This is a genomic window from Mesorhizobium sp. P160219 (assembly GCF_057786095.1).
The window spans coordinates 201,845-227,527 of sequence record NZ_JBYNWG010000001.1 but is presented as its reverse complement, the minus strand read 5'-3'; the positions used below and the strand labels follow the sequence as shown (position 1 = coordinate 227,527).

The window sequence follows — 25,683 nt, the reverse complement described above, 5'->3', positions numbered from 1 at the left end:
CAGTCCGAGCTTGTGCCCCCTCAGGTCAATCGGCGAGCACCCATCCGACCAGATGTTCGGCCCAGGCGCGGTAACCGGCTTCCGAGGCATGAAAGCCATCGGAGGCAAAGCCGGCCTCAGGGTTGGTGATCGGCAGCCGTGGCGCCGGCACGGCGCCGCGCTCGAAACAGAGGCGCTCGCCCATGCGGTTCATTGCGGTAGCGCGGATTTCGAGTATCTTGCCGAGCAGCGGCGGCATGGCCGGCGCACGGGTGAATTCCAGCACCGGCGACCAGACGACGCGGGCCTCCGGCCATTTGGCGCGCAGCGCGTAAAGCAGGCCGCCGAACTCTTTCTTGAAGCGCGGCACCGAGTGGAAATTCTTGGTGTCGTTGGTGCCGATGGCCAGCACTATATGCGTCCACCGATCGGCCGACAGATTGGGCAGCACATGGTCGCGGATCTGGCCCGACGTTGCCGAGTTGAAGCCGGCGGCGCGCCAGCGCACGGCAAGGCCGGTTCGCTGCGCGATCATGACGGCAAGCTGCGCGGCAAGCCCGTTCTCGGAATTGCCGATGCCGACGGAAGCGGCCGAGGAATCGCCCAGCACCAGCAGCGAGATGGCCGGCGCCTTGCCCGATATTTCGTGCATGACCGGCCCTTGTGCCGGCAGCATGCGGGTGGTGCGGCGGCGCACGCCGAGGCCCTGCCAGACATAGACGGGGTAGGCGAGCCAGGTAAGAAGGGCCGGGAAGCGCATGGCAATACCGTTAGAGGTTAACGGCAGCCTTAGCGCATGTTTGGGCGCAGGTGAACGCGCTTCTAGTCGCAGCAGTTTTCCTTAGCCGCCTGCTTTTCCTGATATTCGTCATGCAGCCGCACCCAGTCCATCAGGCTTTGATAAGGGCCATTTTCGCCGCGGCCCTTCGGCGTCATATCGAGATAGTCATAGGTGCCGATCTGCGCCTCGCCGCCGCGGGCGCGCGACATAAAGGTGAGAAAGATGTCGCCGTTCTCGTCCTTGTAGAAAACACTGGTGCCGGGAAGGTCCTTTGACGTGCGCGGACGCGTCTCGAAATTGTAGGTGGTGTCGCCGGCCGCGATCTGCTTGTCGGTGAAGGAGACCTGCATGTCGAAGTTGAAATCCGAGGCGTAGGACGACACCCAGTCGAATTTCCAGCCCATACGCTGCTTGTAAGGCAGCAGTTCCGCCAGCGGCGCGCGCGCAACCACCACCAGCGACACGTCGTGGCGCCTGAGATGCTGATCGGCGCCGTCTATATGGTCGGCAAGGAAGGAGCATCCTTCGCAGCGGTGGTTCGATCCTGGCGTCATCATGAAGTGGTAGACGATCAGTTGGCTGTTGGCGCCGAACAGTCCGGCCAGGTTCTTCGGACCCTGCTCGGTCTCGAAGACATAGTCCTTGCGGATTTTCATCCAGGGCAGTTCACGCCGCTCGGCGGCGATGCGCTCACGCAACCGTGTCAATTCCTTCTCGCGCGCCAGATGCGCCTTGTGCGCCTCAAACCAGTCTTCACGCGAAACCACCTTGCTGCGAGTCATGAAGTTCTCCCTGTCTGTTCACCCAAGGACGTTTGGGGTGGGCAGGAACCGACATCGCCGTCAGCTTTTGCCGAAAAGGAGATAAGGATGGACGGACTCCGTCCAAGCCGGCTTTGCATAAACAAACCCGGGCGCATCGGCCCGGGTTGTATGACAACGGGAGGACTGCGCTCAGGCGGCCTGTTCGAGGCTCGCCGTCCATTGTCCCAGCGCCGCCAGATGGTTCATGTGGGCACGATGGGTGAAGGCGGCCTGGCCGGAGGCGACGTTCGATGCCTTGCCGCTCCAGGCCTTTTGTGGGGCGGCCTGCAAGGCGCGGCCATAGGAGAAGGTCAGCTTCCACGGATGCGGCCCGATGGCGTTGATGGCGTTGAGGTTGGCGGTCGCCTCCTCGTCCGACTGCCCGCCCGAAAGGAAGGCGATGCCCGGCACCGCTGCCGGTACGGTTTCGCGGAACAGTTTTATGGTCTTTTCCGCGACCTCTTCGGGGCTGCTCACCTTGCCCGACTTCCTGCCGGCCAGCACCATGTTCGGCTTCAGGATGGTGCCTCCCAGCAAAACGCGCGCCGCATGCAGCTCGTCATAGAGCTTGATCAGCGTTGCCTTCGAGATGTCGTAGCAGGTGTCGATGTCGTGCGCGCCGTCCATCAGCACTTCCGGCTCGACGATCGGCACGATGCCGGCCTCCTGGCACAGTGCGGCATAGCGGGCCAGCGCATGGGCGTTGGAGCCAATCGAATTGACCGAGGGCACGCCCTTGCCGGTGTCGATGTCGATCACCGCGCGCCATTTGGCGAAGCGGGCGCCGAGCTTGTAATAATCCGCGAGCCGTTCGCGCAGGCCGTCGAGGCCTTCGGTAACGGTATCGCCGGGAAAGCCGGCCAGCGGCTTGGCGCCGGCGTCGACCTTGATGCCGGGGATGGCGCCCGCCGCCTTGATGATGTCGACCAGAGGCGTGCCGTCGGCAGCCTTCTGACGGATGGTCTCGTCGTAGAGAATGACGCCGGAGATGTACTTCGTCATCGCGTCCGTGGCGCGGAACATCATCTCGCGGTAGTCGCGGCGGCTATCGGCGGTCGATTCGACGCCGATAACGTCGAAGCGCTTCTTGATGGTGCCGGAGCTCTCATCGGCGGCCAGCAGGCCCTTGCCGCCGGCCACCATCGCGGCGGCAATGTCTTCGAGACGTTCGCTCATTTTTCTTCTCCTAAGGGGGTACGTTCCGCGCGTAACGGAAGTCTACCGCCAAAGGAATGGGATCGGAAAGCTCGAATCGAATTGAAAGTTCCTGGCGTCCGTTTTTGCGCCCCCGATCCGGTCAGGCTTGTTTCTTCAGCACGTCGACGCCGGGCAGCGGCTTGCCTTCCATCCATTCGAGGAAAGCGCCGCCGGCGGTCGAGACATAGGTGAAGTCGTCGGCGACGCCGGCATGGTTGAGGGCGGCCACCGTATCGCCGCCACCGGCGACCGAGACCAGCTTGCCGGCCCTGGTGCGGGCCGCCGCGTGCCTGGCCGCCGCCACCGTGGCGTGGTCGAAAGGCTCGATCTCGAAGGCGCCGAGCGGGCCGTTCCAGACCAGCGTCGCGGCGCGGTCGATCCATTCACCGATCGTCTTCACGGTCTTTTCGCCGACATCGAGGATCATGCCGTCAGCCGGGACATCCGAAATGGCAACGGTCTCGCTGGCTGCACCCGCCTTGAATTCCTTGGCGACGACACCGTCGACAGGCAGGATGATGGCGCAGCCGGCTTCGGCGGCCTCGATCATGATCTGCTTGGCGGTCGCGGCAAGGTCATGCTCGCACAGCGACTTGCCGACAGCGGTGCCACGCGCGGCGAGAAAAGTGTTGGCCATGCCGCCGCCGATCACCAGCGCGTCGACCTTCTTCACCAGGTTCATCAACAGGTCGATCTTGGTCGAAACCTTGGCGCCGCCGACAATGGCGACGACAGGGCGGATCGGATTGCCGAGCCCCTTCTCCAGCGCCTCGAGCTCGGCCTGCATGGTGCGGCCGGCATAGGACGGCAACAGCCGCGCCAGGCCTTCGGTCGAGGAGTGCGCCCGGTGGGCGGCGGAAAAGGCGTCGTTGACGAAGATATCGCCATTGGCGGCGAGCCGCTCTGTGAAATCAGGGTCGTTCTTCTCCTCGGTCTTGTGGAAGCGGGTGTTTTCCAGCAGCAGCACATCGCCCTTGTTCATGGCGGCGACCGCACTGCCCGCCGTGTCGCCGACGCAATCGCCGGCAAAGCCGACCGGGCGGCCAAGCACCTCCGCGGTAGCCTTGGCGATCGGCTCCAGCGAAAATTCGGGCGAGGGACCATCCTTCGGGCGGCCGAAATGCGCGAGCAGTATGACCTTGGCGCCCTTGCCGGACAGCTCGGCGATGGTCGGTGCGATGCGTTCGATGCGGGTGGCGTCGGTGACCTTGCCGTCGGCGACGGGCACGTTGAGGTCGACGCGCACCAGCACGCGCTTGCCGCTGATATTGCCGATATCGTCGAGTGTCTTGAAGGCGGCCATGCTGATACCTTTCGTGAAAATCGCCGGGACCATACCTCGCATCGATCACGATGCAAGGCTTGAGCCGGGGTGCGAGCTAAATTTTGAGATCAAGGCGAAGGCTGTCGTGATGATGCGGGACGTCAGCGTGAACCGATCGCTTGTCAGCCTTCGGTCGTTATCTTTTCCACCGTCGGCTCAAGGGCCTTCTCATTGGCTGCCGCCTCTGCAGTCTGCGTCTCGGTCGGCTTGCGCCAGTTGCGGATGAAGGCGGAGACACGATCGCCGATCTCGCCGGCGCTCAGGAACACCGGAACCCGCGCCACCGGCGCGGTCGGCTCGAAGGAGAGGCCGAGACCGGTGATCTTGCCCTTGTCGTCGACGTCGCGGACGATCAATTCGATCGGGCCGATCAGCACCCGGTCGGCATATTCGGCATGGCCGCCAAGCCTTGCCGTCACCAGCGCGCCGACGGTGAGCTTCTGCTCGGCTTCGCTCAATCCCGGTGTGTATGCGGCCTCGAGCTCTGCGGCCGAGCGGGCGGGATCGACGGCGAAGGCGCCGAAGAAGTCGGCATCCTCGGGGTCGACTACGGCGCGGCTGGCAAACAGCTTGTCAAGCAGGCGCGGATAGCGGTCGGGCACGAAGATATAAACCTGGTCGCCGGCCGCGAGCCGGCCCATGTCCTGGAAACGCATCGAGCGGCCGTCGCGCAGCACCAACGAGGGCCGTGCCCAGCGCGGGATACGCTCGCCGCGCGCCACCGGGCTGCCGGGCGCCACGCGGTAGGCGAGCAGTTCGTGATGGGCGGAGCCCGGCAGTTCGAGTTCGACCTTGTCGAGCGGCCCGAGCCTCGCCGGCACGATCAGGCCGAGCCGGCGCGCCAGCGGACCGACCGACCAGCCCTGCACCACCAGCGATACCAGCACGATGATGAAGGCGACGTTGAAGATGGTGCGGCCGTTCTCCAGTCCGCCGAGCAGCGGGGTGATGGCAAGCAGGATGGACACGGCGCCGCGCAGGCCGACCCAGGAGACGAAGGCGATCTCGGGACGCGGCAGGCGGAACGGGATCAGGCAGAGCCAGACGGCGACAGGGCGCGCGACAAACATCAGGAATAGGCCGAGCAGCACCGCCGGCACCATGATCGCCGGAAACTGCGAGGGTGTCGCGAACAGGCCGAGGATCAGGAACATGATGATCTGTGCCAGCCACGACATGCCGTCCTGGAAGCGCTTCAGGATGGTGACGGCGCGGATGTCGGAGTTGCCGGCAATGAGCCCGGCGAGATAGACCGCCAGGAAGCCCGAGCCGCCAATGGCGCCGGCCGCGGCGAACACCATCAGTGACAGGGTCAGCACGAAGATCGGCAGCAAGCCATGGTCAAGGTTGAGCCGGTCGACGAGGCGCACGATGCCGAGCCCGCCAAGCACGCCGACGACGGCGCCGAGCCCCATATTGAGCAGGAAGCCGAGGATCAGGTCGGTGACCAGCACATGGGTCTCGGGATTGGCGTGGGCGGCGATGATCTCGACCAGCGTGATGGTCAGGAAGATGGCGATCGGGTCGTTGGTGCCGGATTCGACTTCCAGTGTCGCGCGCACGCGTTCGCGCAGATTGATCTCGCCGGCGCGTAGCAGGAAGAAGACGGCCGCCGCATCGGTCGAGGCGACCGCGGCGCCGAGCAGGAAGGATTCCAGCCAGCTGAGGTCGAGCAGGTAATAGGCGGCGGCGCCGAACAGGCCAGTGGTCAGGATTACGCCGAAGGTCGCCAGCGACACCGCCGGTCCGGCCGCCTGGCGCAGCGCGTTGAGCGGCGTGCCGAAACCGGAATCGAACAGGATGACCGCCAGCGCCAGTGAGCCGGCAAAATATGCCACGCGCGCATTGTCGAATTCGATACCGAGACCATCGACGCCGCTGGCGAGGCCGATGCAGAGGAAGAGCAGCAGCAAAGGGGCGCCGAAGCGGAAGGCGATCAGGCTCGAGAACGCTGCGGCGACGACTAGCGCTGTGCCGACCAGCGTGACGAGATAGATCGCATGCTCCATCGGTGATTTGCCCCTCGAATTCCTCTTTCTACCGATTCACGGGAGAGTGGGGCGAAGGCATGGCCGGTGCAAGGCGCAAGGATGGCTTTTTGCCTTATGCCGCTGATTTTCCGGCGTTTGGCGGCTCGGCGCGCCTTGCCCGGCGCGCTGACGAAAAACGCCCGGACAAGCCGGGCGTTCGAAGCTGCGAGACGATGCCTTCAGGTCAGGCGATGGTCTTGCCAAAGGCGACCGAGGTGTCGGCCATGCGGTTAGAGAAGCCCCACTCATTGTCGTACCAGGACAGCACCGAAACGAAGTTGCCGTCCATGACCTTGGTCTGGTCGAGCGCCAGGATCGACGAGCGCGGATCGTGGTTGAAGTCGATCGACACATTCGGGTGATGGGTGACGCCGAGAATGCCCTTCAACTTGCCGTTGGAGGCGGCGATCACCGCTTCGTTGATCTCCTGCACGGAGGTGGCGCGCTTGGCGATGAACTTGAAGTCGACAACCGAGACGTTGGGGGTCGGCACGCGGATCGAGATGCCGTCGAGCTTGCCCTTGAGGTCGGGCAGCACCAGGCCGATCGCCTTGGCCGCACCGGTCGAGGTCGGGATCTGCGACAGGGCAGCCGCGCGGCCGCGGTAGAGATCCTTGTGCATGGTGTCCAGCGTCGGCTGGTCGCCGGTGTAGGAGTGGATCGTCGTCATCATGCCCTTTTCGATGCCGACGGTCTCGTGCAGCACTGCGGCCAGCGGCGCCAGGCAGTTGGTGGTGCAGGACGCATTCGAGATGACGATGTGGTCCTTGGTCAGCTTGTCGTGGTTGATGCCGTAGACGACGGTGAGGTCAGCACCTTCGGCAGGCGCGGAGACGACGACGCGCTTGGCGCCGGCGGTCAAATGCGCGGCAGCCTTGTCGCGGGCGGTGAAGATGCCGGTGCATTCGAGCGCGATGTCGATGCCGAGTTCCTTCCACGGCAGTTGCGCCGGGTCCTTGATCGCGGTGACCTTGAAGGTCTCCTTGCCGACGGTGATCTGGTCGCCCGAGACCGACACTTCGTGCGGGAAGCGGCCGTGCACGCTGTCATAGCGCAGCAGATGCGCGTTGGTCTCGACCGGGCCGAGGTCGTTGACGGCGACGACGTCGATGTCCTTGCGGCCGGATTCATGGATGGCGCGCAGGATGTTGCGGCCGATGCGGCCAAATCCGTTGATGGCAACTCTGACGGTCATTTTACTCTCCCTGGGAGCTGGAGGCGGCAGATGGGTCCGCAGCTTCATAGCGGCGGATGGCACAAGAATCCAGCCGCAGAAGGCCGAATTTAAATCGATTAGGTTGGTCCAGCCCCGCGAATCCGCCTTGGAGGTGCGCGGGACTGACCCTGATCTTACTTGCCGTGCAGGCGGGCTTCCGCGGCCTTGGCCGCGGCTTCGGCGGTGATGCCGAAATGCGGGTAGAGCTGCTCGATGGTGCCGGAAGCGCCGAAGCCGGTCATGCCGATGAAGATGCCGTCGGAGCCGATCAGGTGATCCCAGCCCTGGCGGATGCCGGCCTCGATCGCCATCTTGATCGGCGCGTTGCCGATCGTCTCCTTGCGGTAGGCGTCGCTCTGCTGGTCGAACAGTTCGAAGCAAGGCACCGAGACGACGCGGGTCGGGTGCCCATGCTTTTCAAGCAAATCACGGGCGCCGAGCGCGATCTCGACCTCGGAGCCGGTCGCGAAGATCGTCACCGCCGCTTCGCCGCTCGCCGCGGCCAGTTCATAGGCGCCCTGGCTCGAGAGGTTCCTGGCCGAGTGCTCGGTGCGCACCGTCGGCAGGTTCTGGCGGGTCAGCGCCAGGGTGGACGGGGTCTTTTCCGATTCAATGGCAATCTGCCAGCATTCGGCGGTTTCCACCGCGTCGGCCGGACGGAAGACATTGTGGTTGGGGATGGCGCGGAGCGCCGCCAGGTGCTCGACCGGCTGGTGGGTCGGGCCGTCTTCGCCCAAACCGATCGAATCATGGGTCATGACGAAGATCGAGCGGATGCCCATCAGCGACGCCAGCCGCATCGACGGACGGGCATAGTCAGAGAAGCACATGAAGGTGCCACCATAGGCGATGAGGCCGCCATGCAGCGTCAGGCCGTTGAGGGCGGCCGCCATGCCATGCTCGCGGATGCCGTAGTGGACATAGCGCTGGCCGTAATCGTCCGGCGTGATGTTCTTGGTCTGGCTGGTCTTGGTGTTGTTGGAGCCCGTCAGGTCGGCAGAGCCGCCGATGGTTTCCGGCACCGCGCCGTTGATGACTTCCAGCGCCATTTCCGACGATTTGCGGGTGGCGACCTTCGGCTTGTCGGCCGACAGCTTCTTCTTGTAGTCGGCAATGACGGCATCGAAATTCGACGGCAGCTTGCCGGCGAGGCGGCGCTCGAACTCGGCCTTCAGCTCGGGCTTGGCCTTGGCGAGCCGGCCTTCCCAGTCGGTGCGCGGCTTGACGCCGGCCTTGCCGGCGGTGCGCCAGGCGTCGAGAATGTCGGCCGGAATTTCGAAGGGCGGGGAGTCCCAGTTGAAGAATTTCCGCGCGCCGGCGATCTCGTCGGCGCCGAGCGGTGAGCCATGTGCCTTGTTGGTGCCGGCCTTGGTCGGGGCGCCGAAGCCGATGGTCGTCTTGCAGGCAATCATCGTCGGCTTGTCGGAATGGCGGGCGGCTTCGATGGCGTAGGCGATTGCCTCGGGGTCGGTGCCGTCAATGTGGCTGGCGTTCCAGCCCGAGGCCTGGAAGCGGGCGACCTGGTCGGTGTTGTCTGCAAGCGAAACCGGACCGTCGATCGAGATGTTGTTGTTGTCCCAGAAGACGATCAGCTTGTTGAGCTTGAGGTGCCCGGCCAGCGCGATGGCTTCCTGGGAAACACCTTCCATCAGGCAGCCGTCGCCGGCCAGCACATAGGTGTAGTGGTCGACGAGGTCGTTGCCGAAGGCGGCGTTCATGATGCGCTCGCCGAGCGCGAAGCCGACCGAATTGGCGAGACCCTGGCCGAGCGGGCCGGTCGTCGTCTCGATGCCGGTGGCATGGCCGTATTCGGGATGGCCGGCAGTCTTGGAACCCAGCTGGCGGAAATGCTTGATCTGGTCGAGGGTCATGTCCTCGTAACCGGTCAGATGCAGCAGCGAGTAGAGCAGCATCGAACCATGGCCGGCCGACAGGATGAAGCGGTCGCGGTCCGGCCAATGGGGGTTCTTCGGATCATATTTCAGAAAGCGGGTGAACAGCACTGTGGCGATGTCGGCGCAGCCCATGGGCAGGCCGGGATGGCCGGACTGGGACTTCTCGACGGCGTCCATGGAGAGAAAACGGATCGCATTGGCCATCCGGTCATGTTGTTCACGCGACGTCATGGTACCTCCGGGGTGGGGATTTGTGGGCTTGGCAGAGCCCAGGAAAGAGTGCGCGACACATAGCAGCCACGGGCTTTTAGTCAACAAATCGGCTGCACATTTGCCGGTCTTGTGATGGCTTTGAGACCTTATGGGGCGACCTACATTAGCGTTAGCGGGGGACAGTCGCGAGAGCTTTGTTGACGTTGCCTTCACCCGGTGCCTAATGTTTCCTTGTTAACGCGTTCTGAACGCGAAGCGATTCGGTGATGGGCAGGGCACAGGACGAAGGCCATGACCGGCGAAACCACACTCAAGGAAGTCATCCACAGGCTGGGCAAGGCCATCGAGGGGCTGGAAAACGCCGTCGCGGCCAAGCTCGAGCACGAGCGCGACTATTCCGAAGCCGAGGCTGAGGTGCAGCGCATGAACGCCGACCGTTCACGGCTGGCGCAGGAACTCGACAATTCCGAAGCCCGCGCCGAACGGCTGGAAGATGCCAACAAGGAAGTTTCGCGCCGCTTGGTGACCGCCATGGAAACCATCCGCGCGGTGCTGGACAGGTAGGAGCTGCAGGCCATGGCACAGGTCACGGTTTCCATCGACGGCAAGCAGTATCGCATGGCTTGCGACGAGGGTCAGGAAGAGCACCTGATCGACCTCGCCGAGCGGTTCGACCGTTATGTCTCGCATCTGAAGGATTCGTTCGGCGAGATCGGCGACCAGCGGCTGACGGTGATGGCCGGCATCATGGTGATGGACGAGCTTTCGGAGCTGCAGAAGCGGGTCAAGGGCATGGAGGCCGAAGTGCAGACGCTGCGCAAGACGCGCGACGAAGCGCTGACCAAGGCCGACAAGAACGACACCGTGCTGACCAGCGCGCTCGGCGCGCTCGCCCAGCGCATGGAAGACCTGGCCACGTCGCTGGCGGTCAACAAGGCCTGAGCCTTTCCCGCACAAACGAAAGATTGTCGGCCCAACGTCGGTCCGTAGAACGAAAGTGCTCGTTCCGTCGCCAATAATAGTTTCCTATTGTCCTGCAGCCGCGATTTTTGCGCTAAGATGCGGCAATGCCGGAGCGTTGACGCCGTCCACGGCCGCTCCTGACGAAATCTGTTGCTGGGGAAATAATGCCATGAGCCTTCGTATCAACGACATCGCGCCTGACTTCACCGCCGAGACCACGCAAGGGCCGATCAAGTTTCATGACTGGATCGGCGACGGCTGGGCGATCCTGTTCAGCCATCCGAAGAATTTCACCCCGGTCTGCACCACCGAGCTGGGCACGATGGCGGGGCTCGAAGGCGAGTTCAAGAAGCGCAACGTCAAGGTCATCGGCATTTCCGTCGATCCCGTTGCGAGCCACGACAAGTGGCAGGCCGACATCAAGACGGCGACCGGCCAGACGGTGAACTACCCGCTGATCGGCGACAAGGATCTCAAGGTGGCCAAGCTTTATGACATGCTGCCGGCGGGCGCCGGCGAGACGTCGGAAGGCCGCACGCCGGCCGACAACGCCACGGTGCGCTCGGTCTATGTCGTCGGGTCGGACAAGAAGATCAAGCTGGTGCTGACTTACCCAATGACGACGGGCCGCAACTTCGACGAGATCCTGCGCGCGGTCGATTCCATGCAGCTGACCGCCAAGCACCAGGTGGCGACGCCGGCCAACTGGAAGCAGGGCGAGGATGTGATCATCACCGCCGCGGTTTCGAACGAAGATGCGGTCAAGCGTTTTGGCGCTTTCGAGACGATCCTGCCCTATCTCAGGAAGACCAAGCAGCCGTCAGCCTAGGTTTTGCTCCGTCGGAGCTATTTCGGGCTTCAGTCCTATTTGTGGCAAGGCGTGCTTGACCGGCGCGCTTTGCCAGATGACCATGCTCTTGTTCAGTCCCGACGGAGAAAACGGTTCCTGTCGGGCAAGGGGCAGGGGAGCCGGACATTGGACATCGCTTCGGCCAAACCTGAGGTCGCCGGCTTCTACGACAAGCCGACCGGCGCGATCCAGTATGTCGTCACCGACCCGGTGACGAGACGCTGCGCCGTCATCGACCCGATCCTCGACTTCGACGAAAAATCCGGCGCGACGGCGACGAAGAATGCCGACGCCTTGCTGGATTTTATCCGCGAAAACGGGCTGGAGCTCGAGTGGATCCTGGACACCCATCCGCATGCCGATCATTTCTCGGCGGCGCACTATCTCCGGGAAAAGACCGGCGCGCCGACGGCGATCGGCGACAGGATCATCGAAGTCCAGGCGCTGTGGAAGGCGATCTACAACTGGCCGGATTTCCCCGCAGACGGCTCGCAGTGGGACCGGCTGTTTGGGGAAGGCGAAACGTTCATGATCGGCAACCTGCCGGTCAAGGTGCTGTTCTCGCCCGGCCACACGCTGGCCTCGATCACCTATGTCATCGGCGACGCAGCCTTCGTCCACGACACGCTGTTCATGCCCGACAGCGGCTCGGCAAGGACGGACTTTCCCGGCGGCAGTGCCGCGCGGCTGTGGCATTCGATTGAGGGCATTCTGGCGCTGCCGGACGATACGCGCGTGTTCGTCGGCCACGACTATCAGGCCGGCGGGCGCGAGCCGTACTGGGAGAGCACGGTCGCCGAGCAGAGGGCAAAGAATATCCACCTCGTTGCGGCGCGCAGCGAAGCCGAGTTCGTCGACTTGCGCGAAGCGCGCGACAAGACACTGCCGATGCCGCGGCTGATCCTGCATGCGCTGCAGGTCAACATGAATGGTGGACGGCTGCCGGAACCGGAGGCCAACGGCCGAAGGTATCTCAAGTTTCCGCTGGATGGGCTGTAGATCGGTTCATGCTGTTGGCGCCGTCGCCGAAGCTGCCAACCTCCCCACTTGAGGGGGAGATGCCCGGCAGGGCAGAGGGGGGTGCTGTCCCGCCGACCTTTGCTGTGTGCTCGAACAATTCCAGGTTGGGGATAGTTAAAATCGCAAGCTGCGATCCGTCACGCCCCCCTCTGTCCTGCCGGATATCTCCCCCTCAAGGGGGGAGATCAGCTGTTGCCCGACTTTCGCTAACCGCCGACGGACGACAAAACAAAAAAGGCGGCGCCGGTTTCCCGACGCCGCCTTCTGTTCCTTAGCCGAACCCGGCTTTACGCCGCGGGCTGCGCCTCGATCGTGCGCAGCGCCTGCATCTGGCGCTTGGCGGCGGCCTTGACCGCGTCCTGCACCTTCTCGAAGGCGCGCACCTCGATCTGGCGCACGCGCTCGCGGCTGATGTCGAACTCGGACGACAGCTCTTCCAGCGTCAGTGGCTCCTCGGCGAGGCGGCGTGCCTCGAAGATGCGCCGCTCACGATCGTTCAGCACGGCCAAAGCACCCGACAGCATGCCGCGGCGGTTTTCCAGCTCGTCCTGTTCGATCAGCATGTCTTCCTGGCTTTCGTGGTCATCGACCAGCCAGTCCTGCCATTCGCCGGATTCACCTTCGCTGGCGCGGATCGGCGCGTTCAGCGACGCGTCGCCCGACAGGCGGCGGTTCATCGACACGACTTCGGCTTCCGACACGTTCAGCCGGGTGGCGATCTCGGTGATCTGGTCGGGCTTGAGGTCGCCATCGTCCAGCGCCTGGATCTTGCCCTTCACCTTGCGCAGGTTGAAGAACAGGCGCTTCTGATTGGCGGTCGTGCCCATCTTGACCAGGCTCCACGAGCGCAGGATGTACTCCTGGATCGAGGCCTTGATCCACCACATGGCGTAGGTCGCGAGGCGGAAGCCACGCTCGGGTTCGAATTTCTTGACGGCCTGCATCAGGCCGACATTGCCTTCCGAGATCACTTCGCCGATCGGCAGGCCGTAGCCGCGATAGCCCATGGCGATCTTGGCAACGAGCCGAAGGTGGCTGGTGACGAGCTTGTGCGCAGCGCTGGTGTCTTCATGCTCGGCGTAGCGCTTGGCGAGCATGTACTCTTCCTGCGGCTGAAGCATGGGAAAGCGGCGGATTTCTTCCAGGTAGCGGCTGAGGCCGCCTTCGCCGGAAACAATACTGGGTAGTGACTGGGCCATGATTGCGCCCCCTCTCTATTGGAGTGATGCCCCCGAAACGCGGCGGGCATGTGACGCGAGCACCAAAAGGCTCGCCCGCGGCAACTGATTTATATAGGAACAAAACCAGAAAAGACAGGCATTTGTTCAACACGAAACAGTGTGTCACGCTGAAGTGAACAATGCCGCTCAGGTTTTAGCTGGCTTGTTTAGACGCAATTCCGGACGGAAAACCGTTTCACACTTTTCCTGGAATTGCTCGGGTTCAGAGCTTGCGGAAGCCGCCGACGAGTTCCTCCATGTCCCCCGGTATCGGCGCCTCGAACCTCATCGATAAATGGGTAGCCGGGTGCCGAAATGCAAGAAGCCAGGCATGCAAAGCTTGCCTGGAAAATGCCTTGACCTGACCCTTCAGCAGTTCGGGCAGCCGGTTGGCCTTGGTGCGGAAGGCCTGGCCGTAATCGGGGTCACCGATGACGGGATGGCCGATATGAGCCATGTGAACGCGGATCTGGTGGGTGCGGCCGGTTTCCAGCCGGCATTCGACCAGGCTGGCGGTGGCGAACGCCTGCTGGCCCTCGCCGAAACGCTCCTTGACGGTGAAATGGGTCACGGCGCGGCGGGCATCGTCACGGCCTTCCGGCACGACGGCGCGGCGCACGCGGTCGGCAGCACGGCCAAGCGGCGCGTCGACCGTTCCGGTCGGCCGTGGAGGGATGCCCCAAACCAGCGCCAAATAAGCACGTTCGAGGTCGCCGGTGCGGCCGTGGTCGGCAAAGGCCTCCGACAGCGCCTTGTGGGCGCGGTCGGTCTTAGCCACCACCATGACGCCGCTGGTTTCCTTGTCCAGCCGATGGACGATGCCCGGCCGCCTGACGCCGCCAATGCCTGAAAGACTGTCGCCGCAGTGGTGGATCAGGGCATTGACCAGCGTGCCGGTCCAGTTGCCGGCGCCGGGATGGACGACGAGGCCGGCCGGCTTGTTGATGACGATCAGCTCGTCGTCCTCATAAAGCACGTCGAGCGCGATGGGCTCGCCTTGCGGTTCGGCCGGTTCGGGCTTGGGCATGACGACCGATACGCGCTCGCCGGCACTCATTTTGCGCTTGGTCTCGTCGACCGGCTTGCCGTCGATCGAAACGGCACCTTGCCGGATCAGCATCTGCACCCGGCTGCGCGACATGTCAGGCCCGAGGGCGCTCGCCAGCCACTGGTCGAGGCGCTGGCCGGCCGCTTCCGCGCCGGCTTCGAGCACGGTCGGCGCCGCCTCTATGAATTGTCCAGCCTCTATCAATTCAGGGGTCTCTTCGCTATGAGCGCTCATCGAAAAAAGTTCCGGAAAGTTCTGCCATGGCCCGGCCCGTTGCCGATGAAGAAGAAAAGCCGCTCGATCCCGAGATCGAAAAGGTGCGCGGCAGGCTCATCCGTTTCATGGCCATCAATCTCGGCCTGCTTTTGCTGGCCCTTATGGTGGTGATCGCGGCCATTGTCTACAAATCGCGCAAAGCGCCGCCCGCGAACCCGCCGCTCGCCAACGACATTCCAGTTCCGCCCGGCGAGCCGCTCGTGGCCGACATAGTGCTCCCGGTCGGAGCCAAGGTGATCAGCCAGGCTCTGTTGGGCAATCGCATTTCGATCGACGCCGAGATCAGCGACGGCAGCCGCACCATCTTCGTCTACGACATCGCCGAGCGCCGTATCATCGGCCGCTTCGCCATCCGCAACAAATGAGCGGGCCGAAACAATGACCGGGTTTGCCGACCATCGCCGCATCGCAACCATCACGCTCGTCGTCGCCGACTATGACGAGGCGATCGCCTGGTATGTCGGCAAGCTTGGCTTTGTCCTCTGCGACGACATCGAGCTCGGCGACGGCAAGCGCTGGGTGACGGTAACGCCGGCGGTCGGGCAAGGGCCCCGGCTGCTTCTGGCGGAAGCGTTGGACGATGTGCAGAAGAGCCGCGTCGGCGACCAGACCGGAGGCCGCGTGGTTTTGTTTCTCGAAACCGATGATTTTGCCAGGGACCATGCGACGATGCTGGAAAACGGCGTCGAGTTCCACGAAACGCCACGCCATGAGCCTTACGGCACCGTGGCGGTTTTCGCCGACCTCTATGGCAATCTGTGGGACCTGATCGAGCCGAAACGCTAGGTCCACGAACCGACATTGCACAGAAGCGGTCCGGCCGTTCGAAGCCAGTTGCTTTTTCCAAACCGTCAGCCTATATCGCCGGTTCTTGAACGCGCCCATCGTCTAGCGGTCAGGACACCGCCCTCTCACGGCGGGAACAGGGGTTCGATTCCCCTTGGGCGTACCAAGCAACGACTTTCCTTCCGCATCATCGAAAATTTCGGGCAGCAGCCGCGCGGATCGCGTGTGACCGCGAGGGTCGGCGGCATCAGCGAAAACCCGGCAAATCCGCGTCACAGATACACCCAATTTAAGTCAGACCGCGACGCTTGAAAGCGTAGCGATCTCTGTTACTTGCGGTGCGGGGATAGCATCTGCGGCAACGCGGATTTGGTTGGGCATAGCAGGTATGAGTTCGGCAAAAATGATATGCCCGTGCTGTCACGGCAGCGGGCAGGTTTTCGATTGCTTGAAATGGCGCGAGTCGAAAGGGCATTGCTGCCCGCAAGGCACGCATCGGGCCGGCTGTCCCGGGCAGACCATGGCATGCGCCGAATGCGCGGGCCTGGGCACGCTGGCGGAAGCCGAGCTCAGAGCGGTCGCGTAGCCTCAGGTCATGCAACCTTAAGCCTCTTTCACCATCCAGCGCCGGCAGTCTCCGCGAGCTTCTGGCGCGGCGCTGCCAATTGCACTAGCATCATGTACGAAGCCTTGCCAAAGGGCTCGTTGCGGCGCGCAAGACGCCGGGGAACATAGGCGAGGGTCGGCGAGGAGGAGACCGATGCAGAAACTGCAGTCGCAGGGCGTCCATCACATCACCCTCGTCGGCGCCGGCCGCCAGACCTCGATCGATTTCTGGGAGGGCGTGCTCGGCATGCCGTTCGTTTTCGAGCAACCCAATCTCGACAAGCCAAGCGAAAGCCATCTCTATTTCGATCCCGGCGACGGCAGGTTGATCACCGTCTTCACCGACGAGAGCCGCACGCCGGTCAAGCGGCGCACGCCCACCGAACCGGGCTGCGTCCATCATATTGCGTTCTCGGTGTCGCGCGTGACCTTCCTGCAGGCGGTCGCCCGGCTCGACGAGCGCGCCATCAAGCACAGCGGCGTCAAGGATCGCGGCTTCATGGATTCGATCTATTTCGAGGATCCGCTCGGCCTTCTGATCGAGCTGGCGTCCTACCGCTTCGAGCCGCCGGCCGGCTTCACCCATGCCGACGTCTTGATGCAGGCGCACAAGCTGCGCGTTGCGCGCGGCGACTACAACATCGCCGAAGTGCACCTTGCCGACGCGATCCAGACGCTGGTCGAGTGGTCGCGCGCGACCTTGTCGGACGACCGGACGCCGAAGAATCCATACTGACGGCCAGCAAAAGGGGAGGACCACAATGGCAAAGACAGTTAAGAGCGCTGGCAAATCAGCGCCCAAGCCTGCGGCAAAAGCGGCTGCGAAGCCGGCGGCAAAAGCGGCGGTAAAGGCCGCGCCGAAGGCAGCCGCAAAGCCGGCCGCGAAAACCGCGACGAGGCCGGCTGCCAAGAAATCCGCGCCGAAGGCCAAGGCGGCGAAAAAACCGGCGCTGAAGCTCTCGATGCTGAAGCCAAGCGTCAACAACATGACCGTTCGGGTGTTTGCCCGTGCGGCCGGGTTCGACGCCGCCGAGACCGACGCCTGGGGCCATACCCGGTCGCCGGAATATATGGCGCGCAATCCGGCGCATCTGACGCCGATGATCGAGGACAAGGGGCTGCCGCGCGGCGTGCTGTGGGAGAGCTGCGCCATCATGCAGTATCTCGCCAACAAGCACGGGCTGGAGAAATTCTATCCCAAGGCGCCGGCCAAGCGGGCGATGGTCGACAGCGCCATGTTCTACCTGATCGGCACGCTCTACCCGTATGTGGCGCGCGCCACCTATCCGGCGCTGGGTTTCCCGCACTATGCCGGCGAGGTCGGCCATAGCGACGCCCATCCGGAGAAGAAGTCCGAGGCGCAGAAGGCCGCCATGGCGGCAATTGCCGAGCCGCTGGAGGTGTTTCACTCCTTCTTCAGGGACGGCAAGCCGTTCATCGGCGGCAAGCACCCGTCGATCGCCGACATACGCCTGGCATCGACGCTGGAGTTCCTGGCCGTCATCGACTATGCGCTGCCCAAATGGGCCATGGAGTATGTCGCTGCGATGGAGAAGAAACTCGGCCAGGCCTATGCCGAGCCGGCCGGCGACGTGCGCGGCTACATTGCGTATGTGAAGTCGCAGGCCAACGCGCAACGCTAAGGATTCATTAACCAAAACGCTGTCTATTGAAGGCACCGCGCGACCACGGATGTACTGGCGCAAGGGTGAAGGGAAAGGTCGGCGCAATGCCGGCCTTTTGCTTTTCGCCGATGCGCCATCAGGCGCGTCTCATGCTGTAAGACATCAGGCATATTGCCATCGTCTGCTTCGACCCTACCATCATGGTCGGCGGACGACACACGAGGAGCTTTATGAAGGGCGTAGCGAGAGTGTTTGCGATTGCCGGTGTTGTGTTGGCCGGAGGCTACCCCTCCGATGCCGCGCCGCTCGACACGATGGCGGAGGTCGGCGATGCCATCCAGGCGTGCTGGACGCCGCCGGCGGGTGTTGGAAATGCCAGCGTCACCTTGAGCTTCAGCTTCAAGCGCGACGGCACGCTGATTGGTCCGCCGCGGCCGACGGCGATCAAGGTCGATGGCGATGCCGATACCAGGAAATCATTCGTCGACGCCGCAACTACTGCCCTGCAAAAGTGCTTGCCGTTGAGCTTCTCGCCGACGCTGGCGCAAGGCGTCGCGGGCAATGTCTTCACCGTGCAATTCGCTTCGCCCAAGCGGTAGGCGAGCGGGCGAGCGTTTCACCGTTTTCACAGAAACGGCGACCCCCTCTCTCGTTGTCTTGACGCAATTCCCAGGGGAAAGCGCTACGCGCTTTTCCCGGAAAAACGACTCACACTTTTCCTGAAGTTGCTCTGATCAGTTGTGCAGGCGTCTGATATCGACATGCCGCTGCAGTTCCGGCGTCTCGAAGACGTAGTCGGCCCAGGCGGATTCCGGAATCTGTCCGGCCAGATAGCATTCCAGCAACAGGCTCTGTTCGGGATCGAGCGCTCTCGGCGCCCGCTCATGGTCCAGCCCCAGCGAGTGGAACAGGTTCCTGGTCAGGCCAGAGACAGTGAAGTGAATAGACATCTTCGTCTCCTTTGCCCGACACAACGCGAGACACCGGAGAAAGGTTTCATCCGCAAGGGCCCGATAACGCGGGATCGATGATTGCGGGCGGCCTGGCTCGCCCGAGCCTGGCTTCGTCTCATCTTGAAACAAAAGTGTAATAGCGAATTTACAGGAACCGGCATAATACACTCGGCATAAAATACCTGGCGGTTGCTGGCGTCTCTTGAATTAGACTTACCTCCCGCATTGAGGCTCAATCGGCTGGAGCGGCGATCGGCTCCACAGGGGTACAAGGAACCAGGTGTCGCCGATGATGCGTTTGTGGCTTGTCGTGACCTTTGCACTGGTGTCGGTAGCGGCAAGCGTCCTCGGCATTTCGGCTTCCCTTGCCGATCCATGCGCCGCGCTCAGGAGCCAGCTGGCACCGTCCGGCCGCAGCGGCGGGATCAGCTCCGAGCTTGCGCAGCTACGTCGCCAGCTTGCGGCGATCCAGGGGCTGGAGAGGCAACGCCGGTGCACGGCGCAAAGTGCGGTGGGGGGCTTCTTCAATGCTTGCGCCGACCTCGCCAAAAGCCGCACACAGGTGCAACGCCAGATCGCCGGCGCCGCGATTTCGCGCCGGGATGCGTCCGGACTGCAGGCCAGGCTCGTCGCGCTCGGCTGCACGCCCGCCGCCGGGCAACAAAGACAGCGTCCGGCTGGCGCCATGATCGGCAGCAATTCGATGCTGTTTTGCGTTCGTCTCTCGGACGGCTATTTCTTCCCGGCGCCGAAATCGCAGTTCGTGCAAGGCGGCGATGCCAAGGAGATGGTCGATCAGTGCCGCTACATCTGCGACGATGCCGGCGTCGACCTATACACGCTCAGTGACCCAAGCCTTGAAACCGAAGAGATGGTCGCGCTCGATACGCGCACATCCTACAAGGACCTGCCGACGGCCTTCAAATATCGCAATGATGCGAACTTCAGGGCCTGCGACCTCAAGCGCTATCACCGGCGCGTTGCCGAGCTGAGAGCGCGCACGGTGACGCCAGCCAATATGGCCAACGCGATCATTCCTTTGCCGTCAGCGAAGCCGGATCTTGGCACCGTGGCGCAACTTCTCCAGCCTGGCGCAGACGCTGCAGAGGCCAGGGGCGCCGCCCAGCGACAGTCGGTCGAGCCATTGGCCGGCTCGCGGCCGGTCAGGGTGGTCGGGCCGGCTTTCTTCCCGGCGGAGTAACCTGCGCCTAGAGCGTTTCACCGTTTCACCGAAACGGCGAACCGCTCTATGTCTTTGTTTTACGCAATTCCGGACGGAAAACCGTTTCACACTTTTCCTGGAATTGCTCTAGTACCAGCTATTCGCAAACCATCCTGTAGCGTTTGCCGGGTTCGCTGACATTCTTGCAGGTGAGCGGATTGGCCGGTTCGGAAGCCATGCTGGGCGGGCTGGACCTGACGTGCCGCCTTGGCGCAGCTATTTGTGTCGTGTGCCTGCGTGCCGCGGGCCGGTAGGGCTCCTGCGGCGGTGGCGTCGGAAACACACCGGCTGCCGCCTGCATCTGGCTGGCCTCAGTCTGCGACGGATCGCGATCCCAGACCCGCCTGATATCGAGCGGCTTCGGGATCACCACCGTGCCGTCATAGCTGCGTGCGCAGCCGCTGCCCGCAAGCAGCGCCAGGCACAGGAAACAAGGCACGATCCAACCGGTCATCAGCAACACCCCCGCTGACTTATAGCCCGGCCGGGGTTCCGCCGACAACCGGCGGAATACCGCAGGGCAATGTGGCTCTGGCCGCAGTCTGGATTGGTTATGGTTAGCGGATCATTAATGCTTCTCGGGCACATTCCGCCGGCGAACCGCTGAGGGGGTTCGGCCTTGGCTTTCGGGGTGGGAACGGGATGGCTGACGGGACTGTTGGAACACGTGGCGGACGCGGTTCCCTAAAAGGGGTGGTGAACGGCGAGGATACGTCCGTCGGGGGTTCGCCCGAAGCGCTGCGCGAACTGGTCGGGGCCGGCGCCGACTGGGTCTGGGAGACCGACGCCGAGCTGCGCTTTTCCTGGCTTTCGGAGAACTACCAGGCCGCCACCGGCATCGATCCCGCCAGCATTCTTGGCCGTTTCCGCTTCGATTTCCTCAAGCAGATGGTGCACGGCAATCGACACGCCGCCGCGCATCTGGAGGATCTGCAGGCGCATCGGCCGTTTCGCGACTTTGTTTATGAGTTGAAGGGCGGCCGTCCCGGCTGCCGCTGGGTTTCGATCACCGGTTCCCCGCGGTTCGACGGCGAAGGCGAATTCATCGGCTATCGCGGCATCGGCCGCAACGTCACGGCACTGGCCGGTGCGCTGGACGAACTGCGGCAGGACGAGAGCGATCCGCCGGCCGGCGAGGCTACGCAGCACCTCGCCGATCTCGAGCGGACAATGGATGCCATGCATATGGGCGTCGTGGTGCTTGACGCGAAGTTCGACACGCTCATCGTCAACAAGGCCTATCGCGAGCTCTCCAGGATCCCCGACGGCGCCGTCACGGTCGGCGCGCCGTTCAGCCTGTTGATGGAACTCAACCGCCGCAACGGCATCTACGGCGATCTCGATGGACAGCAGTGGCAGCACTACCTCGCCACCCGCATCGAGGAGATCAGCGCCGGCTCGGTTGCGCCACGCGAATTTCTCCATGCCAATGGCAGGACGATGATGTTCTCCGTGACGGCGTTGTCCGGCGGCAAGCGGCTGTTGACCTACTACGACGTCTCCGAGCTCAAGCGTCGCGACGCCGAGATCGAGAGTGCCAACGCCAAGATCACCGAGACCTTCGCCAATCTTCGCACGATGGTCGACCAGATGCCGATCGGCGTGCTCGTCCTCGATGCCGACATGCGCGCGGAGGTGATCAACCGCGCCTTCTATGATTTCTGGGAAATCGATCCCCGGCGCGCCGGCATCGGCTGCGGCTTCCGCGAACTGATGCAGGCCAGCCGCGATATGGACCCGTACGGTGCTGACGATGCGGAATGGCAGGACCACATCGCCGAGCGCGAAGCAGAAATCTCGGCCGGCCTGGTGGGCTCCAGGCAACTGCCACGCAATGACGGCCGTACGCTGATTGCCTCGCTGGCGCCGCTCGCCGGCGGCAAAAGGCTGATCTCCTATGTCGACGTCACCAACATGAAGGATCGCGAGGCTGAACTCGCCCAAGCGCTGGAGAAATCGCGGCTGGCCGAGGCGGTGATCAACGGCGTCAAGGACCCGATCTTCGTAAAGGACGACAATCTGCGTTTCGTCTTCGTCAATGAGGCGTTTTCGGCACTGTTCGGACAGAGCCCGCAAGCGATGCTGGGCAGGCCCGGCGGCGACTTCCTCAAGCAAAAGGACGCCGCGCAATTCGAAGACAGCGAACGCGCCGTGCTGGCGACCGGCACGCCCTACGAGGTCGAGGAGACTTTCGACGCCGAGGGCGCCAGCCGCTCGCGCATCGTGCGCAAGAACCGCGTCGGCATGCCCAGTGGCCGCAACTATGTCGCCGGTTTCCTGTTCGACATTTCCGACATGAAGCGCCGCGAGACCGAGGCCGAGGACGCGCGCAAGAACCTCGCCACGGTGCTGGAGTCGCTGCCGGCGGCCGTCATCATCTATGACCGCGACGACAAGTTCATCTTTGCCAATCGCAAGCTGCAGGACACGCTGCCGGCGCTGAAACCGGCATGGCAGCCCGGCCGCACCTTCCGCGAGGCGTTGGAACTTGGACATTCCGTGGGATATTTCCGCTTCAGTGGCGATCCGGAGACCGACAAGCTCTATGACGGCGATCGAGACATCTGGCTGGATGCCATTCTCGCCCGCTACCGCCTGCCGAACTCCTCCTACGAACGGAGCAATCCCGACGGCCGCTGGTATCAGGTCTACGATATGCGCACCGAGGACGGCACCTTCATCGGCGTGCGCGTCGACATCTCGGAGATCAAGAGCCGCGAAAAGGCGCTGCAGGAAAGCATGCGCCAGATCGACCTGTTCCGCCACGTCATGGACGAACTGCCGGTCGCCGCCTTCATCAAGGCGCAGGATCTGAGCATGGAATTCGTCAACAAGGCCTGGTGCGCGCTGACCGGCATCCCCAAGGAGGAGGTCATCGGCCGAACCGATCTCCAGCTTTTCGGCATAGACGACGCCGAAACCTACACCCATGACGACACCCAGGTCGTCGTCACCGGCCGCGGCCGCGAGATCGAGGAGCCCGTTACCCATCGCGACGGCACGGTGCGGCAATTGATGACGCGCAAGAGCCGGCTGGTGGCGCTCGATGGGTCGGTGCACCTGGTCGGGTCCAGCACCGACATCACCGACGTCAAGGCGCGCGAGCAGGCGTTGGAAGAGAGCATGCGCGAGAACGAGGTGTTCCGCAATCTCATCGACAACGTGCCGGTGTCGATCTACGCCAAGCGCTCCGACCTCAGGCAGTTCTACGTCAACAAGGGCTGGTGCGACCTCACCGGCCTCCGCAGGGAAGACGCGATCGGCAAGACGGACATCGAGATTTTCGGCGAGGACGGCGAAGCCTTCGTCAACAGCGATCTCGCCGTGCTGCGCACAGGCGATACACAGGAGATCGAGGAAACGGTGACGCTTGCCGACGGCAGCGTGCGCCACCAGTTCGCCCGCAAGGGCGCGATGATCGCGTCCGATGGTTCGCTCTATCTGATTGGGTCGACCACCGACATCACCGAACTGAAGCTGCGCGAGGCCGAACTGCGCGAGGCGCGCCAGCGCGCCGTACTGGCCGACCGCGCCAAGTCGGAATTCCTGGCCAATATGAGCCACGAGATCCGCACGCCGATGAACGGCGTACTCGGCATGGCCGAGTTGCTGGCCAAATCCGACCTCGATCCCAAGCAGAAGACGTTCACCGACATCATCGTCAAATCGGGTAACGCGCTCTTGACCATCATCAACGACATACTGGACTTCTCCAAGATCGATGCCGGACAGCTGGTGCTCGACCCTGCGCCCTTCAACCTGCCCGAAGCGATCGAGGATGTGGCGACGCTGATATCGACGCGCGCCAAGGAGAAGGACCTCGAGCTCATCGTGCGCGTCGAGCCGGGCCTGGAAAGCCTGTTCGTCGGCGATGTCGGTCGCATGAGGCAGATCGTCACCAATCTGGTCGGCAACGCGGTGAAGTTTACCGACGAAGGCCACGTGCTGGTCGACGTGACCGGACAAAGGGGGCCGACGGGGACAAAGCTTACCGTTTCGGTCACCGACACCGGCATCGGCATTCCGCAGCAGAAACTGAAGCTCGTCTTCGAAAAATTCAGTCAGGCCGACACCTCGTCGACCAGACGCCACGAAGGCACGGGGCTCGGGCTCGCCATCACCTCGCGGCTGGTCGAGTTGATGGGCGGCGAGATCGGTGTCGAGAGCGCCGAAGGCAAGGGCTCGACCTTCTGGTTCACCGTGACATTGCCCAGGGCCGAGGAACAGACCGGACGGCGGATCATGCCGGTCGACGTGACCGGCTCACGGGTGCTGATCGTCGACGACAATGCCGTCAACCGATCGATCCTGAGCGAGCAGATGGCGTCATGGACCTTCGATTCCTGCGCCGCCGAAAGCGGACCCGAAGGGCTCAAGGTGCTGGTCGCCGCGGCTGCCTACGGCGTGCCGGTCGATTGCGTCGTGCTCGATTATCAGATGCCGGGGATGAGCGGCGCCGAGATGGCGCGCGTCGTGCGCAGCACCGCAGGGCTGGCCGACACGCCGATCATCATGCTGACTTCGGTCGACCAGTCGCTCGCCAACACCAGCTATCGCGATCTCGGCATCGACGCCCAGCTAATCAAGCCGGCGCGTTCCTCGGTGCTTCTGGAAACGCTGGTCGCCACCATCCAGCGGCACCATCACAATATCACAGACGGCCGTGTGCTGCCGGCGGCAAGCAGCGGTTCCGGCGGCGGCAGGAACGAACCGTCGCCGGCAAAGCCGCCGCTCGCTGCCTCGGAACGCGCCCTGCTGCAACCGCCGCCGGTTCGTGCCCGCGCCCGGGCCGCCGGGGATGAACGTCGGCTCGACATCCTCGTTGCGGAGGACAATGAAGTGAACCAGATGGTGTTCACCCAGATAATCGGCGAAACCGGCTACAGTTTCGAAATCGTCGGCAACGGCCGCAAGGCGCTTGATGCCTTCGGCCGGCTTAATCCGCGCATGATCCTGATGGACGTCTCGATGCCGGAGATGAACGGGCTCGAGGCCACCGCCGCAATTCGCCGGCTGGAAGAACATACGGGTATGCATATCCCGATCGTCGGCGTCACCGCGCATGCCTTGAAGGGCGACCGTGAGCGCTGCCTGGAAGCCGGCATGGACGACTATCTGCCCAAGCCGATCAGCCCCAGGGCGCTGCTCGAAAAGGTCGAGCGCTGGGTCGGCATATCAGGCGAAGCCCAACGAGACGCTGGATAGCAACCTGCGGCGCCGGCCGGGATTCGGCCGCGCCGCAACAGCCAAGGCTATGGTGCGATCGCACCATATCAAAGCTGGCGCCCAGTCAGGACAATGGTCGCAACGAAACCGCTCATTCAGTTACGGGCGGGAGCAAGCGACCGCCGACAAGAAACAGCGTCGAATCTACCCCAACGGACCTGTTTTTGGCGATGGCTCGGCCAAAATTCGCTCTGGCCACGGGCAACGCGCTCCCGTCCGGTTTTTCTTTCTCGGCATCGCGGCCTGCGATCTGCCGGGACTTGATGCCAGCACGAATCGCGCAAGCGTCTGATTCCAGCGGCAACTTCCATCCCCACAAACCGGCTTAAAGGCTGCGGCTCACGAGGCGTCTGTGCGACGTTACCGGGCTGACACGAAACTGTCATGCGACTGTAATAATCGAAGGCTATTGGCCTCAGCGGGCGCCGGTTTGAAGAGGGCGCCAAGAGA

General features: G+C 63.4%; 22 protein-coding genes and 1 tRNA gene. 12 read left to right on the top strand and 11 right to left on the bottom strand.

Annotation, left to right across the window (positions count from 1 at the left end; genetic code table 11):
- Positions 1-25: 25 nt before the first annotated feature.
- The 7 genes from AC3EMP_RS01110 to tkt all read right to left on the bottom strand — a co-directional run bounded on the left by AC3EMP_RS01110 (position 26) and on the right by tkt (position 9,456).
- The gene (locus AC3EMP_RS01110; RefSeq protein ID WP_023683989.1) at positions 26-739 is read right to left on the bottom strand and encodes an SGNH/GDSL hydrolase family protein; all 714 of its coding nucleotides are present in this window, start codon (positions 737-739) and stop codon (positions 26-28) included.
- 62 nt (positions 740-801) lie between these two features.
- Positions 802-1,542 carry a DUF899 domain-containing protein gene (locus AC3EMP_RS01105; RefSeq protein WP_023683988.1) on the bottom strand — a complete coding sequence of 247 codons (741 nt, stop codon included), beginning with the start codon at positions 1,540-1,542 and terminating at the stop codon, positions 802-804.
- Positions 1,543-1,713: 171 nt separating this feature from the next.
- A complete protein-coding gene (locus AC3EMP_RS01100; RefSeq protein ID WP_352597607.1) occupies positions 1,714-2,739 on the bottom strand; it encodes a class I fructose-bisphosphate aldolase in 1,026 nt (341 codons plus the stop codon).
- A gap of 121 nt (positions 2,740-2,860) precedes the next feature.
- Positions 2,861-4,063 (bottom strand): phosphoglycerate kinase, encoded by a 1,203-nt coding sequence (locus AC3EMP_RS01095; RefSeq protein ID WP_352597608.1) that lies wholly within the window; start codon positions 4,061-4,063, stop codon positions 2,861-2,863.
- 143 nt (positions 4,064-4,206) lie between these two features.
- Positions 4,207-6,093, bottom strand: coding sequence for a potassium/proton antiporter (locus AC3EMP_RS01090; protein ID WP_352597609.1), 1,887 nt, complete (start codon positions 6,091-6,093; stop codon positions 4,207-4,209).
- A 205-nt stretch (positions 6,094-6,298) separates the two neighbouring features.
- Positions 6,299-7,309 (bottom strand): type I glyceraldehyde-3-phosphate dehydrogenase, encoded by a 1,011-nt coding sequence (gene gap, locus AC3EMP_RS01085; RefSeq protein ID WP_027050775.1) that lies wholly within the window; start codon positions 7,307-7,309, stop codon positions 6,299-6,301.
- Positions 7,310-7,464: 155 nt separating this feature from the next.
- A complete protein-coding gene (gene tkt / locus AC3EMP_RS01080) occupies positions 7,465-9,456 on the bottom strand; it encodes a transketolase (RefSeq protein ID WP_023670129.1) in 1,992 nt (663 codons plus the stop codon).
- 273 nt (positions 9,457-9,729) lie between these two features.
- On the opposite strand from tkt, the gene AC3EMP_RS01075 reads away from it, so the two are divergent.
- The 4 genes from AC3EMP_RS01075 to AC3EMP_RS01060 all read left to right on the top strand — a co-directional run bounded on the left by AC3EMP_RS01075 (position 9,730) and on the right by AC3EMP_RS01060 (position 12,250).
- Positions 9,730-10,002 (top strand): DUF4164 domain-containing protein, encoded by a 273-nt coding sequence (locus AC3EMP_RS01075; RefSeq protein ID WP_023670128.1) that lies wholly within the window; start codon positions 9,730-9,732, stop codon positions 10,000-10,002.
- A 12-nt stretch (positions 10,003-10,014) separates the two neighbouring features.
- Positions 10,015-10,380: a cell division protein ZapA gene (locus tag AC3EMP_RS01070; protein WP_023735225.1), complete on the top strand. Its 366-nt coding sequence runs from the start codon at positions 10,015-10,017 to the stop codon at positions 10,378-10,380.
- A gap of 190 nt (positions 10,381-10,570) precedes the next feature.
- Complete coding sequence (locus AC3EMP_RS01065; RefSeq protein ID WP_352597610.1) at positions 10,571-11,230, top strand: peroxiredoxin; 660 nt, start codon at positions 10,571-10,573, stop codon at positions 11,228-11,230.
- Between the two features lie 147 nt (positions 11,231-11,377).
- Positions 11,378-12,250, top strand: a complete 873-nt coding sequence (locus AC3EMP_RS01060) for an MBL fold metallo-hydrolase (RefSeq protein WP_031199864.1) — start codon at positions 11,378-11,380, stop codon at positions 12,248-12,250.
- 308 nt (positions 12,251-12,558) lie between these two features.
- Here AC3EMP_RS01060 and rpoH read toward each other — a convergent pair whose 3' ends face one another.
- Both rpoH and AC3EMP_RS01050 read right to left on the bottom strand, forming a co-directional pair.
- Complete coding sequence (gene rpoH / locus AC3EMP_RS01055; RefSeq protein ID WP_023670124.1) at positions 12,559-13,470, bottom strand: RNA polymerase sigma factor RpoH; 912 nt, start codon at positions 13,468-13,470, stop codon at positions 12,559-12,561.
- Positions 13,471-13,714: 244 nt separating this feature from the next.
- Positions 13,715-14,773 (bottom strand): RluA family pseudouridine synthase, encoded by a 1,059-nt coding sequence (locus AC3EMP_RS01050; RefSeq protein ID WP_023735223.1) that lies wholly within the window; start codon positions 14,771-14,773, stop codon positions 13,715-13,717.
- Positions 14,774-14,799: 26 nt separating this feature from the next.
- Here AC3EMP_RS01050 and AC3EMP_RS01045 point away from each other — a divergent pair, with 26 nt between their 5' ends.
- From AC3EMP_RS01045 to AC3EMP_RS01020, 6 genes are all read left to right on the top strand, one after another.
- Positions 14,800-15,180 (top strand): fimbrial protein, encoded by a 381-nt coding sequence (locus AC3EMP_RS01045; protein ID WP_352597611.1) that lies wholly within the window; start codon positions 14,800-14,802, stop codon positions 15,178-15,180.
- A gap of 13 nt (positions 15,181-15,193) precedes the next feature.
- On the top strand, positions 15,194-15,601 hold the full coding sequence (locus AC3EMP_RS01040; protein ID WP_023735221.1) for a VOC family protein: 408 nt from the start codon (positions 15,194-15,196) through the stop codon (positions 15,599-15,601).
- 91 nt (positions 15,602-15,692) lie between these two features.
- Positions 15,693-15,767: transfer RNA gene (locus AC3EMP_RS01035), tRNA-Glu, on the top strand.
- 594 nt (positions 15,768-16,361) lie between these two features.
- Complete coding sequence (locus AC3EMP_RS01030; RefSeq protein WP_352597612.1) at positions 16,362-16,943, top strand: VOC family protein; 582 nt, start codon at positions 16,362-16,364, stop codon at positions 16,941-16,943.
- Positions 16,944-16,968: 25 nt separating this feature from the next.
- Entirely contained in the window at positions 16,969-17,850 is an 882-nt protein-coding gene (locus AC3EMP_RS01025) for a glutathione S-transferase family protein (RefSeq protein WP_023828378.1), read from the top strand.
- A 212-nt stretch (positions 17,851-18,062) separates the two neighbouring features.
- Positions 18,063-18,431, top strand: coding sequence for a hypothetical protein (locus AC3EMP_RS01020; RefSeq protein WP_023735219.1), 369 nt, complete (start codon positions 18,063-18,065; stop codon positions 18,429-18,431).
- Positions 18,432-18,566: 135 nt separating this feature from the next.
- On the opposite strand, the gene AC3EMP_RS01015 is transcribed toward AC3EMP_RS01020, so the two are convergent.
- A complete protein-coding gene (locus AC3EMP_RS01015; protein WP_023696431.1) occupies positions 18,567-18,782 on the bottom strand; it encodes a hypothetical protein in 216 nt (71 codons plus the stop codon).
- A gap of 292 nt (positions 18,783-19,074) precedes the next feature.
- Between AC3EMP_RS01015 and AC3EMP_RS01010 the strand changes: the two genes are divergently transcribed.
- Entirely contained in the window at positions 19,075-19,986 is a 912-nt protein-coding gene (locus AC3EMP_RS01010; RefSeq protein ID WP_023754145.1) for a DUF2865 domain-containing protein, read from the top strand.
- Positions 19,987-20,104: 118 nt separating this feature from the next.
- On the opposite strand, the gene AC3EMP_RS01005 is transcribed toward AC3EMP_RS01010, so the two are convergent.
- Complete coding sequence (locus tag AC3EMP_RS01005; protein WP_023696429.1) at positions 20,105-20,461, bottom strand: hypothetical protein; 357 nt, start codon at positions 20,459-20,461, stop codon at positions 20,105-20,107.
- Positions 20,462-20,649: 188 nt separating this feature from the next.
- On the opposite strand from AC3EMP_RS01005, the gene AC3EMP_RS01000 reads away from it, so the two are divergent.
- On the top strand, positions 20,650-25,212 hold the full coding sequence (locus tag AC3EMP_RS01000; RefSeq protein ID WP_198025491.1) for a PAS domain-containing hybrid sensor histidine kinase/response regulator: 4,563 nt from the start codon (positions 20,650-20,652) through the stop codon (positions 25,210-25,212).
- Positions 25,213-25,683 lie beyond the last annotated feature (471 nt).